General features: G+C 45.4%; 11 protein-coding genes and 1 riboswitch. All 11 genes read right to left on the reverse strand.

The window, feature by feature from the left end:
- Window positions 1-3 precede the first annotated feature (3 nt).
- The 11 genes from Q8R38_02310 to lysS all read right to left on the reverse strand — a co-directional run bounded on the left by Q8R38_02310 (window position 4) and on the right by lysS (window position 11909).
- Window positions 4-609, reverse strand: a complete 606-nt coding sequence (locus Q8R38_02310; GenBank protein MDP3790857.1) for an MlaD family protein — start codon at window positions 607-609, stop codon at window positions 4-6.
- A 54-nt stretch (window positions 610-663) separates the two neighbouring features.
- Window positions 664-1431 carry an ABC transporter ATP-binding protein gene (locus tag Q8R38_02315; GenBank protein ID MDP3790858.1) on the reverse strand — a complete coding sequence of 256 codons (768 nt, stop codon included), beginning with the start codon at window positions 1429-1431 and terminating at the stop codon, window positions 664-666.
- Window positions 1432-1443: 12 nt separating this feature from the next.
- Window positions 1444-2226 carry an ABC transporter permease gene (locus tag Q8R38_02320; GenBank protein MDP3790859.1) on the reverse strand — a complete coding sequence of 261 codons (783 nt, stop codon included), beginning with the start codon at window positions 2224-2226 and terminating at the stop codon, window positions 1444-1446.
- A 14-nt stretch (window positions 2227-2240) separates the two neighbouring features.
- Entirely contained in the window at window positions 2241-3647 is a 1407-nt protein-coding gene (locus tag Q8R38_02325) for a hypothetical protein (GenBank protein MDP3790860.1), read from the reverse strand.
- A gap of 7 nt (window positions 3648-3654) precedes the next feature.
- Window positions 3655-6078, reverse strand: coding sequence for an ATP-dependent Clp protease ATP-binding subunit (locus Q8R38_02330; GenBank protein MDP3790861.1), 2424 nt, complete (start codon window positions 6076-6078; stop codon window positions 3655-3657).
- 30 nt (window positions 6079-6108) lie between these two features.
- Window positions 6109-7155, reverse strand: coding sequence for a protein arginine kinase (locus Q8R38_02335; protein MDP3790862.1), 1047 nt, complete (start codon window positions 7153-7155; stop codon window positions 6109-6111).
- Window positions 7156-7157: 2 nt separating this feature from the next.
- Window positions 7158-7661 carry a UvrB/UvrC motif-containing protein gene (locus tag Q8R38_02340; GenBank protein ID MDP3790863.1) on the reverse strand — a complete coding sequence of 168 codons (504 nt, stop codon included), beginning with the start codon at window positions 7659-7661 and terminating at the stop codon, window positions 7158-7160.
- Window positions 7651-8523 (reverse strand): branched-chain-amino-acid transaminase, encoded by an 873-nt coding sequence (gene ilvE / locus Q8R38_02345; protein ID MDP3790864.1) that lies wholly within the window; start codon window positions 8521-8523, stop codon window positions 7651-7653. The genes Q8R38_02340 and ilvE overlap by 11 nt, the downstream gene beginning before the upstream one ends.
- Before the next feature lie 77 nt (window positions 8524-8600).
- On the reverse strand, window positions 8601-9266 hold the full coding sequence (locus tag Q8R38_02350) for an ABC transporter ATP-binding protein (GenBank protein ID MDP3790865.1): 666 nt from the start codon (window positions 9264-9266) through the stop codon (window positions 8601-8603).
- Entirely contained in the window at window positions 9259-10440 is a 1182-nt protein-coding gene (locus tag Q8R38_02355) for a lipoprotein-releasing ABC transporter permease subunit (GenBank protein ID MDP3790866.1), read from the reverse strand. Before Q8R38_02355 ends, Q8R38_02350 begins: the two co-directional genes overlap by 8 nt.
- Complete coding sequence (gene lysS, locus Q8R38_02360; protein MDP3790867.1) at window positions 10437-11909, reverse strand: lysine--tRNA ligase; 1473 nt, start codon at window positions 11907-11909, stop codon at window positions 10437-10439. The genes Q8R38_02355 and lysS overlap by 4 nt, the downstream gene beginning before the upstream one ends.
- A 255-nt stretch (window positions 11910-12164) precedes the next feature.
- A riboswitch (cyclic di-GMP riboswitch) is annotated at window positions 12165-12277 on the forward strand.
- Window positions 12278-12316: the final 39 nt, after the last annotated feature.

Below are 12316 nucleotides of genomic sequence, written 5' to 3' on the forward strand. Positions count from 1 at the left end.
TTTCTATTGACCCCGGGGTTTATTAAGAAGTTTCCAAGGGTTATTCTTTATGTCCTCGGTAAATGCCTCGAGATTCTTATATACAGAGTCATCCGTCAATAATTTACCCACCGTGCCCTCGCCGTTCTTCAGCCTCGTAACCACTGTATTGACCGAATCTGTGAGGCTCCCTAATTTTTCAAATATCTTATTTACCGAAGCCGGATCCTTGCCAATAAGCATATCGCCGTCTTTCAAAAATCGCTCACCTATACCCGGAGATATTTCAAGATATTTTTCACCCATAAATCCTAAAGTATTTATCGTCGCGACCGCTTCTTCATCTATCTTTACGCTTTCCTTGATCCACGCGTTCAGCTGCGCTTTCGTCTTCTTTTCCGTCTCATTATAATATATTTTGAGCCCGTCTATCTGGCCCACCCCTACTCCGGCCAGTCTCACAGGAGCGCTTGGGCCTATGCCGTCGACAAAGTTGAAATCTATCTTTATATGGTAGCCGCGCTTTACGAGATTTATGTCACCTATGGAAAATACTATTATGAATAATATGGCTATGCCTATCATTATAAATATACCGACCTTCAATTCAAAAATTTTTGTTCCGTCCATGTATTCCCTCCGTATTGTAGTTCATTTAAATCTAACCTGGTTAGTCTAACCAGGTTAGATTAGGTGCTCGAAATCGATGCCTTCTGTTATAGGGCCGGTGCCGGCGCCTGTAATAAACTGCTTAACTATGGGATCCTTTGTATTTTTTATATGATCCGGCGTCCCGTCAGCTATTATTTTACCATTATACAACATGGTTATCCTGTCCGCTATCTTGTAAGCGCTCGTCATATCATGCGTAACCGCTATCGACGTCATCTTGAACCTGGCATGCAGCTGCACTATCAGGTCGTTTATAGAATCGCCCATTATCGGATCAAGCCCGGTCGTAGGTTCATCATAAAGAATTATCTGCGGCCTCACGAGGATTGCCCTTGCCAACCCCACGCGTTTCTTCATACCTCCGGATAATTCCGCGGGCTTTTTGTCCTCTATATCCTTCAATCCCACGAGCGCCAGGCACTCTTTAACGCGTTTTGCCACCTCCTGCTTCGTCGCGTTGGTGTGCTCCAGCATACTGAACCCGACATTTTCAAATATGGTAAGCGAATCAAAAAGAGCGGCGCCCTGAAATAGCATTCCAAACTTCATCCTGATCTCGTTGAGCTCCTTCTCATCCATGCGCGTTGTGTTTTTGCCGTCGATAAGAATATTCCCCGAATCCGGTTTTAGCAAGCCTATTATATGCTTTAATAGGACGCTCTTGCCGCAGCCGGACCTGCCTATTATTACAGTGGTCTCACCGTCTCTTACATTGAGGTTTAGATTATCTAAAACCTTGTGCCCGCCGAAAGTCTTGGAAACGTTTATTATCTCTATCATAAAAGATACCGTTTAATTTAAGAAATAGAATAACGCCGTAAAGAAACAGTCGGACGCTATTATTAAAATGAAACTCGTGACTACGCTCGATGTCGTAGCTTTGCCTACACCCTCCGCCCCGCCTTCGGCCCTCATCCCTTCAAAACAGGCGACAATGCATATTATCATCGCGAAGAACGTGCTTTTTATGAGGCCAGTGTATATATCTTTGTACCTCAATGCCTTCCAGGTCATCTTCATATACATGGAGTGGCTCACATCTAATTTATAGACACCTATCAGGTATCCGCCCAGGCCGCCTATGATATCGGAGTACAGGGTCAGTATAGGTATCATGATAACAAGCGCCAGAAACCTCGGAACGACAAGATATTTTACCGGATTTGTTGCAAGCGTCTCAAGAGCGTCTACCTGCTCCGTAACTTTCATCGTGCCAAGCTCAGCCGTTATCGACGCGCCGGTCCTTCCGGCCACTATAAGCGCCGTCAATACCGGCCCGAGTTCGCGTGTCATCGAAAGCGCGACTAAAGACGCTATGTACATCTCGGCCGACATCTTCTGCATCTGGTACGCGCTTTGCAGGGCCAGGACCATACCGGTAAAAAGGCTTATCAGGGAAACTATCGGAAGGCTGTCCACGCCTATCCTTGACATCTGCTCTACCACGTGACGCCTTCTTAAAGGCGGGATCGGTATCCAGAAAAGCGTCTCGCCCAAAAGTATCGACGTGCCGCCGGCATACCTGACGAACTCTATGAAACGCTTTCCTACCAATTCCGCGATATTTCTGAACATTCAATTCCCCTTCTCTAGAATTTATCCTTATGTTCTAACCCAAAAAAATTCTTATTATCGCTGAACTTTAATTTTATACTGTCATTCGGATGCAGATTATACGAAAGCTCGTACTCATCCCTGTCGCGAAGGCTTTCGTCGACCTTTTCATCGTTTACATACTTTTTAAACCCGATATTGATATCTCCTACTATATTCTTCTTCATCTTGAATTCACGGACGTCCTGCCATTTAGCGGTGTCGTATCCATCCCAAAGCACGGTATCCGCGCCGTCAATTATCTTAAGATTTTCGAAAAAACTGTCTTTACCTATCCTGGCCATGTCCATATATCCCGCAAGAGTAAAAGAGCCGCTTTCGCGCGTTATGCGCGAATCGTCTATCGTTACTATAGGCCCGTCGCCTTTAAGATCAGCGCTTAAAAACTCAAATTTCATCTCGGATATCCTGCCCTTTTTTATTTCCAACCGCACTTTACTCCTAAGCTTATCTATAGGCCCTTTTAATTCCCATTTACTGTTCATGATCCCCGCGATGAACGAAGCGTACCGCGGATTAAATATAGCGAGCGTCTGCTCCAGATTCACATTATCCGTAACCGCTATCGCGTCGACAATATACGGATCTTTTAGCCCAAATTTACCGTTTATATAACATACCCTGCCAAGGTCAAGGTTGCGTATCTCAATAGCCTCTTTCGATATCCTGTAAGAAGCCCTTACGTCATTAAACGGCTTATAATTAAGTATGATGTTCTTTGCTTCTACCTCGCCCTCAAGGTTCTCTTCCGTCACATTCTTTATCGTCGCTTCGCCCGTAATATCAAAGTGCTGCAACTTTACGTGGCCGGCTATTATCTTTAAAATGGCCACTCCGCTGGCGGCAAAGTTATATTCTATCTTTACATAGCCTTCCTTGGGCCTTAATATTATATTTGCCACTCCATTCTTTATATCGCCGGACAGGTCTATCTTGTCGCCGTCAAACAATCTTATATTCCCTTTTATTGACGCGTCCTCTTTTGTCCCCTGCAGCAATATAAAGCCGGACAATATACCATTCTTCGTAGAGAAGTCTATAGTCACATAAGGCTTGCTCGAAACAAAATTTGGAAAGATAAAATTCCATATCCTGTAATTTGAAGTTATATTCTCTATATCGACAATGTCCGCAGATGCGGATCCGTCCTTTTTCAATATCTTCACATCATGGATCGCAAATGGGCTAACGATGCCGCCTTTAAGCGCGCCTATGGATATATCCACCTTACCGCTGAACATATCTTCTATCCTGCCTTCGGCTAACACTTTAAATTGCGGGGCAAACGCTTCTATCCTGCTTTCAAAGAACGCAATAAAACTTAACGCCAAAAGTATAACTAAAAGCGCTTTAAAGCGCCTTCTCGCGCGTATGTTTCTCATAACAATATCAGACTGTCGTAAACTCCAGATGGTCGGGCGTAGCCGTAACGCGCACTTTCACTCCGGGCTTATAGGTCCCTTTTATGATACCTTCGGCAAGGGGATCTTCCAGGAATCTTTGTATAGTACGCTTTAACGGGCGCGCGCCAAATACCTTATCGAATCCGCGCTCTATAAGAAAATTTTTCGCCTCTTTCGTCAGCTCTATATGTATATTCTGATCTTTAAGGCGCGTCTCAACCTCTTTCGTCTCCAGTTCCACTATATGCTCCAGGTCTTCCCTTGTAAGGGACCTGAAGACAATTATATCGTCAACCCTGTTTAAAAATTCCGGCTTGAATACTTTTTTAACTTCATCGAGCAGTCTGGTCTTCATGGACTGGTAGGTAACTTCCTCCTCCTGCGATTTAAACCCTATCGAGCCCTGCTTCTTTAAAGTCTCAGCACCTATATTTGAAGTCATTATTATTATCGTATTCCTGAAATCTACCTTTCTTCCGAACGAATCCGTGAGGCGTCCCTCTTCGAGCATCTGCAGCAGTATATTAAACACATCCGGATGCGCCTTCTCTATCTCATCCAGCAATACCACCGAATACGGACGACGCCTGACCTTCTCTGTAAGTTGTCCGCCTTCCTCATAACCCACATAGCCGGGTGGCGCGCCTACAAGTCTCGATACATTGAACTTCTCCATATACTCTGACATATCTATCTGTATTATCGCGTCCTCATCACCGAACATAAACTCCGCGAGCGCTCTTGCCACAAGCGTCTTCCCCACACCTGTAGGGCCCAGAAATATGAATGAGCCTATCGGGCGGCGCGGATCTTTTATCCCGGCGCGCGAACGCCGGACGGCGTGAGCTATAGCGCTTATAGCTTCATTCTGGCCGATAACGCGCTTGTGCATGCCGTCTTCCATATTTAAAAATTTCGCCTGTTCTTTTTCTTCCAGTTTTACGATAGGAATACCGGTCCATTTTGAAACGATGACCGCTATATCCTCATCGGTAACTTTTGGTTCAAACTTGCCGCGCGATGTCTGCCACTCCTTTTTTATTCCGCCCAACTCTTCCTTTAACTTGCGCTCTTCATCCCTGAATTTCGCGGCGCGCTCAAAGTCCTGGTTCTTTACGCTCTGTTCTTTCTCCTTTTTAACGGTCTCCATCTTGTCTTCGATATGCTTTACATCCGGCGGAGCTGTCATAACCGAAAGCCTGGAACGGGCGCCCGCCTCGTCTATAAGATCTATAGCCTTATCCGGCAGGTATCTGCCGGTAATATATCTATCGGACAACTTCGCGGCGGCCTCGACGGCCTCATCGGTAAATTTAACCCTGTGGTGAGCTTCATATTTATCGCGAAGCCCTTTTAATATATCTATCGTCTCGGCTACCGAAGGAGGCTCCACCATTATCGTCTGGAAGCGCCTCTCGAGAGCTGCGTCTTTTTCTATGTGCTTGCGGTATTCATTTAGAGTGGTTGCGCCTATACATTGTATCTCGCCGCGCGATAGCGCAGGTTTCAGTATGTTCGACGCGTCTATAGCGCCTTCCGCTCCGCCCGCGCCAACAAGAGTATGAAGCTCGTCTATGAATACTATTATATCTTCTGATCTTTTTATCTCATCCATTACAGCTTTAATTCTTTCCTCAAACTGGCCTCTGTATTTTGTCCCGGCGACCATCAGCGCTAAATCGAGTATGATGATCCTCTGATCGCGCAGTATCTCCGGAATATCGCCTGCCACTATCTTCTGCGCGAGGCCCTCGACTATGGCGGTTTTACCAACCCCTGCCTCGCCTAAAAGCACAGGATTGTTCTTTGTGCGCCTTGACAGTATCTGTATAACACGCTCTATCTCATTTTTCCTGCCGATGACTGGATCTAATTTATTATCCTTGGCCAGTTTTGTCAGGTCCCTGCCAAACGCGTCGAGCGCGGGCGTCTTAGCGTGCGATACTTTTTGGCCCATCTCGTATCCGGGGATGGATGAACCAAGAAGGTTCATGACTTCTTCACGCACCCTTTCCAGCTCAAGGCCTAAATTCATCAATACCTGCGACGCCACGCCTTCGCCTTCTCTTATCAGGCCCAATAACAAGTGTTCCGTGCCGATATAATTATGCCCCAGCGCGCGTGCTTCCTCCGTGGCAAGCTCCATAACCTTCTTTGCTTTTGGCGTGAACGGAAGATCGCCGGAAATAACTGTAGTCGGCCCCGGCTGAACGAGCTTTTCTACCTCTATCCTTATCTTGTCCGGCGTTAGGCCAAAACTCGCGAGCACAGCGGCGGCGACGCCTTCGCCTTCTCTGACCAAGCCAAGCAGTATGTGCTCTGTGCCGATGTAGTCGTGATTAAACCTCTTGGCCTCCTCCTTCGCCAAAAGTATAACTTTTCTCGCCCTCTCAGTGAATCTGTTAAACATCGCCATTATAAAATCTCCTAAGTTATGACCCTATTTTAATTTTTCCCTGATCAATTCCGCGCGCTGCGTATCGCGTTCGTTGGAACTCAGCACCTTGCCCTTAAGCTTCTGAAGGTGCGCCGGCTGCGTAAGTATCAATAGTTCGTTTACCATTCTTCTGTCCATATTCTTCACAACGCCGACGTCCACACCAAGTCTTATGGCCGAAAGAAGCGCTATCGTCTCATTGCTTGTTATTATATGCGCGTTCTTAAGAGTTCCGAACGCGCGCCATACCCTGTCTATGAGAGCGTCTTTACTCTTGGCAATTATATTTCTTCTGGTCGCCTCTTCGCGCGCTATTATCTGGTTTATTATCCTCTCAATATTGTCCATAATATCTTCTTCGGTCCGCCCCAATGACACCTGATTAGATACCTGGAATAAGTTGCCGCTTGCCTCGGTCCCTTCGCCGTACAGGCCTCTTATATTAAGACCGAGCTTAGCGGTGGCCTGCAAAATTTTTCCTATCTGTCCGGTAAATACAAGGCTCGGCAAATGCAGCATTATAGAGCCGCGCAGTCCCGTCCCGGTATTTGTGGGGCATGCGGTAAGATATCCCCATTTAGTGGAATACGCAAATGATAATTTTTTACTTAATTCCGTATCAAGAGCGTCGATTATTCTCCAGCATTCCATGAGATTCAGGCCCGACTGCAGGATCTGTATCCTGAGATGGTCCTCTTCGTTCACCATTATGCTTATTATCTCTTTTGGATCCACGATCAGCGCTTTAAATTCAACGTCCTTGGTATGCTCAGGGCTCATCAGATGGCGCTCAACAAGAAAGAGCCTGTCGACCTCGGACAGATCCTTCAGCCTTAAGAAAAGCGCGTCCTTCAGATAACTAACCGACTTGGCCGCGTCTAAAATAGCGGTCAATATCGCTTCTTGCTGCTTTTTATCGGCCCAATGCGAAAATGACAGCTTATCAAGATTCCTGGCAAGACGCGTCCTTGAAGACATAACGATATCGGAGTTAGGACCGGTGCCTTTGAGCCATTCGCAATCGTGTTTTAGAAACTCGTCCAGCTTCATCCTTAGCCTTCTTTCGCCTTCTTGTTTTCGAGATCTTTTATCTTGTCCCTCAGTTTCGCGGCCTCTTCAAATTCTTCAGTCTGTATAGCTTTCTCAAGCTGCATCTTAAGGTCCTGCAAAGTCCTCGTATCCTTGATCGTTTTTCCGGTCTTGAGAGGGACCTTGCCGACGTGCCTGTCAGAGCCGTGGATTCTTTTTAATAGCGGGGCCAACTCTTTCTTAAAGGCTTCATAGCATTCGCTGCAGCCAAGGCGCCCAAGCTTGCGGAAATTTTGGTACGTCATTCCGCAGTTCGGGCATTTTATAGAAATGGCTACTTCAGGCTCTACTGTGGTCCCCATATCCGTAAGTCCGGCCAATAGCTCGCTTAAACCGAAGTGCTCTTCCATTTCGGCGCCCTTTTCGCGCGCGCAATCTTCACAGAGGTTGAGTTTAGAAACCTGGTCATTGACTATCTCCGTCAGATGAACCGTCGCTTCTTTCTTGCCGCAAACGTCACAGAACATATTTCACTCCATCGATCTTCGTTAGTTTCTTGAATTCGATCATAAGACGCGCCGTGACAGCGCCGGGTTTGCCGGTGCCGATCCTGTTTTTATCAATTGCTGTTACGGGGATAATCTCCGCGGCCGTACCGGTCAGAAATACCTCGTCCGCCGCGTATAAATCTTCAAGCTTCAGCATCTTCTCTTCAAAGCCGGCGCCAACAGACTTTGCCAGCCCTATAACAGCGTCTCTGGTTATGCCTTCGAGCGCGCCTATACTGGTAGGCGAGGTAAAAAAATTTCCGCCCTTAACCATAAATATATTGTCCCCGGTGCATTCCGCGACATAATCGTTATAGGTAAGCATTATCGCTTCTTCGGTGCCGGCTTTAATAGCGTCTATCTTGGCCAGGATATTATTAAGATAATTCAGCGATTTTATCTTCGGATCCAGGGCATTGGCGAGATTGCGCCTTGTCTTCGCGGTAATTATCTCCAATCCATTTCGGTAAAATACTTCCGGATATAGTTTTATCTTGTCAGTAATGATAAAGATGGTTGAATATTTGCATTTCCTCGGATCGAGCCCTAAGTCTCCTGGCCCTCTTGTCACGACCAGGCGTATATAAGCCGATTTAAGGCTGTTTGCCTTAAGGGTATCTATGACAGCTTTGGACATGGCGTCTTTTGTCATCGGGATAACCATATGAATGGCATCGGCGGAGCGGTATAGTCTGTCTATATGCTCTTTTAGCTTGAAGACCAGGCCGTCATAAGAACGGATGCCCTCGAAGACACCATCTCCATATAAAAGGCCATGGTCAAACACAGACACCACTGCCTTCTCTTTATCTACCATTTTACCGTTAAGGTATATAAGCATCTCTTCCCCAAATTATAGTATATATAATATATATAATAAATGTGATTAAGTCAAATTAAGAATTACAAAAAGGTAGGCTATGCTAATTTTCCATCTTTTAAGCGGATTACGTCATCAACTCTCGACGCAAGCTTCTCATCATGGGTAACTATTACAAGGGTAGAGCCGCTTTTTGACTTCAGGTCAAATAGAAGTTCGTATATGGCCTCCCTATTCTTAGAATCGAGGTTTCCTGTAGGCTCATCGCAAAGAAGCAGATCCGGCTGGTTCGCGAGCGCTCTTGCTATCGCTACCCTCTGTGATTCTCCTCCTGAAAGACGGGATGGCAGATGGTCGAGCCTGTGTTCAAGCCCTACTGATTTTAATATATCTTTTGCTCTTTCTCTCATCCCTTGCCCCTTCATCATCATAGGGAGCATCACATTTTCCAGCGCGGTAAATTCCGACAATAGATGATAAAACTGAAATACAAATCCTACTCTTCTATTCCTGGCCGCCGCCCTATCGCAATCGGATAATCTATATATGTCGTCTCCGTCCAGCAACACTTTTCCCGACGTGGGCCTGTCCAGCCCGCCAAGCATATGCATAAATGTGGATTTGCCGGCGCCCGAAGGCCCTACTATAGCTATGGACCGGCCGGTTTTTATTTCAATGCTTATGCCGTCTACGGCCCTGACCTCTTTCGCGCCGGTCTTATATATTTTACGCAAATCTTTTATCGCTAATAATATGTTACTCATAACGCAATGCCTCTACCGCCTCGAGTTTCGACGCCCTATACGCCGGATAAATCGTAGCTATAAAACTTATTAACAGGCTCGACGCTACTATCACAAGGATGTCCTGCGGTTCAAGTTTTACAGGCAGCCTGTCTATGTAATATATATCCTGCGGCAATGTAATAAATTTATAGGTCTTCAGGCACCAGCATAAACCTAAGCCTAAGGCGGCGCCAAGCGCGGTACCCAAAGCTCCTATCATCGCCCCCTCTATAGCAAATAGCGTCATGATGTTAAATCTCGTCGCGCCGATAGATTTAAGAATACCTATATCTTTCGTCTTCTCAAATACGGTCATTATAAGAGTGCTTGCTATATTAAGGCACGCCACAATGACTATAAGCGTAAGTATCAGAAACATAACAATCTTCTCAAGTTTTAGCGCGGAAATAAGGTTTTTATTCTGCTCCATCCACGTTCTTACCGTAAACGGCGGGCCTAATTTCTCCAACAACTCTTTCTTTATTTCCCGCGCGCGAAACGCGTCGTCTATTTTGACACTGATCCCGCTAACAAGGCCCGATACCGCGAATATGTCCTGTGCCTTCTTAAGATCAATAAAAATAAAATTCATGTCATATTCATACATGCCGGAATTGAATATACCGCATATCGCAAGAGTCTGGCCTTTAGTATCCGACGGAGAGACTAAAATTATTTTGTCGCCCAACTTTAACCTTAACCTCGAGGCGAGTTCACTGCCTATTACGACGCCGTTCCCATTAAATTCTAACGATCCCTGTTTTATATATGTTCCTATTTTACTTATCTTCTCTTCTTTTGGGCTATCTATGCCTTTTACTATAACACCCGTCACATTTTCATTGCTGCGGACAAGCGCCTGCCCGTGCAGATATGGTGCCGCGGAAACAATATGAGGGGTTGACAAAATCTTTGAGACAAACTCGCCCGAAGGGTCCACGCCATAGTCGGACTCGACTACAATGTGCGCGTTCATCCCTATTATCTTCTCTTTTAGGTCATTATCAAACCCGGACATTACGGCTATGACGGTAATAAGCGCGGCGACACCGACGGCGATGCCGAGTATCGATATCAGGCTTATTATGGAGATGAATTTTTCTTTATGTTTTGATGTGAGGTATCTGAAGGCTATGAAGGCAAGCCAGTTCATTCAATATTTTCGCTTCGCGCAACTTCTCGCGAGGTTTCGGGTTTTAACTGTGGGAACAATATTACATCTCTTATCGACGGTGAATTGGTCAATACCATTACGAGCCTGTCTATGCCTATACCTAACCCGCCCGCGGGAGGCATCCCATATTCCAATGCCCGCACGAAATCATAATCTATCTTATTCTTTTTATCTTTAACGCCTTCAAGATCGGCCTCAAACCTTGCCGCCTGCTCGATAGGATCATTGAGTTCGGAATAAGCGTTTGCCACTTCCATGCCGCCCATGTAAAGCTCAAATCTGTCGGTAAGAAGAGGGTTATCCTTTTTGCATTTGGCCAGCGGGCACATCTCCTTGAAGATATCTACAACAAATACAGGGTGATTCTGGGCCTTGGGTTCTATCAGGTCTCCGACGATATTTATCAACTGCGTCCTGGAAAGCTCTTTTCCTTCCACTTCTACGCCTTTGCTTTTTAATTTTCTTATCCACTCTTCCTGCGTCTGGTCCGGGCTTATGCCGAACTGATCCTTCATCAGGTCCGCGAATGATATCTTCTCCCACCTGGAAAGATCTATCGTCTTACCCTGATATTCAAAGGCGGTCTTGCCGATTACGTCCTGGGCCAGTTTCGTTATTAAGTCTTCGGTTAATTTCATCATACCGGCGCAGTCAGAGTATGCCTGGTAGACTTCGAGCATGGTAAATTCGGGATTGTGCCTTATGGATATGCCTTCATTCCTAAAATTCCTATTTATCTCATATACCCTGTCAAAACCTCCGACCAGAAGTCTCTTTAAGAAGAGTTCCGGCGCTATTCTTAGGTATAGGTCTACTCCCAACGCTTCATGATGAGTCTTAAAAGGCTTACCTGCCGCGCCGCCCGGTATCGACTGCATCATGGGAGTCTCAACCTCAAGGAAACCCCTGCTATCCAAGAAGGATCGAATGCCGGTAACAACCTTCGATCTATCTATGAATACTTTCTTAACATCGTCGTTCATGACAAGATCCACATAGCGCTGGCGATACCTGGTCTCAATGTCTTTCAAGCCGTGCCATTTTTCCGGAAGCGGCCTTAAGGATTTTGATAGAATAACAAATTCGGTAGTCTTTATCGATGGCTCACCTGTTCTGGTCTTGAACGTCTCGCCTTTTATTCCGACAAAGTCACCTATATCGGTATTATTGGATAACTCGAAACTATCTTGTCCGATAATATCCGCCTTAACATACAGTTGTACCTTGCCGGTAGAATCTTTGAGATCGTAAAATTTCGCCTTGCCATGCTCTCGGCATGCCATGAGCCTGCCGGCTAATGTAACAACTTTGCCATCACTAAAATTGTCTGTGAGATCTTTTATTGAAGAAGTAATATCAAACCTTGCGCCATAGGCATATATGCCCTTACTATTTATAGCATCCAGTTTTAATCTTCTCTGTTTTATAAGTTCGTTCTCTTCATGCATGAAAATAATTATATACTACATATATGTCATGGTCAATAGTATTTTTATAAACTTTCATACAAGCATTTTTAAAAGCTATTAAGCTTAAAGAGATAACATCGTTTAGCTATGGTTAACACGCACTTCCCCGGCCTATATCGCTGATATGTTAAGCATTAAAAAGTCAGCTTATTACCTATTGACTCCATTGTAATATGGTGTATACTTATTATGTAAAGAGATGTGAAAGGTTGTTCTTTTAGATTTAGCGATTTTTGTCGATAATAGTAAACTATCCGAAAGGATAGGGCACAAAGCTATAGGGTCCCTGCGAAGCCGCGCTTAAAGTTTTCACGTCGGACGGCGAAGCGAGACAGCCAGTTGCCGAAGCAAGAGATTCTTTTTGTGCCCATTCTATTATTTGGATA

Source organism: Candidatus Omnitrophota bacterium (genome assembly GCA_030695905.1).
Taxonomy (GTDB): Bacteria; Omnitrophota; Gorgyraeia; order 2-01-FULL-45-10; family 2-01-FULL-45-10; genus CAZHPY01.

Excerpts from the sequence above, each read along its gene's own strand:
- Q8R38_02310 (MDP3790857.1), bottom strand. The coding sequence starts at position 609 with ATGGACGGAACAAAAATTTTTGAATTGAAGGTCGGTATATTTATAATG.
- Q8R38_02315 (MDP3790858.1), bottom strand. The coding sequence starts at position 1,431 with ATGATAGAGATAATAAACGTTTCCAAGACTTTCGGCGGGCACAAGGTT.
- Q8R38_02320 (MDP3790859.1), bottom strand. The coding sequence starts at position 2,226 with ATGTTCAGAAATATCGCGGAATTGGTAGGAAAGCGTTTCATAGAGTTC.
- Q8R38_02325 (MDP3790860.1), bottom strand. The coding sequence starts at position 3,647 with ATGAGAAACATACGCGCGAGAAGGCGCTTTAAAGCGCTTTTAGTTATA.
- Q8R38_02330 (MDP3790861.1), bottom strand. The coding sequence starts at position 6,078 with ATGTTTAACAGATTCACTGAGAGGGCGAGAAAAGTTATACTTTTGGCG.
- Q8R38_02335 (MDP3790862.1), bottom strand. The coding sequence starts at position 7,155 with ATGAAGCTGGACGAGTTTCTAAAACACGATTGCGAATGGCTCAAAGGC.
- Q8R38_02340 (MDP3790863.1), bottom strand. The coding sequence starts at position 7,661 with ATGTTCTGTGACGTTTGCGGCAAGAAAGAAGCGACGGTTCATCTGACG.
- ilvE (MDP3790864.1), bottom strand. The coding sequence starts at position 8,523 with ATGCTTATATACCTTAACGGTAAAATGGTAGATAAAGAGAAGGCAGTG.
- Q8R38_02350 (MDP3790865.1), bottom strand. The coding sequence starts at position 9,266 with ATGAGTAACATATTATTAGCGATAAAAGATTTGCGTAAAATATATAAG.
- Q8R38_02355 (MDP3790866.1), bottom strand. The coding sequence starts at position 10,440 with ATGAACTGGCTTGCCTTCATAGCCTTCAGATACCTCACATCAAAACAT.
- lysS (MDP3790867.1), bottom strand. The coding sequence starts at position 11,909 with ATGCATGAAGAGAACGAACTTATAAAACAGAGAAGATTAAAACTGGAT.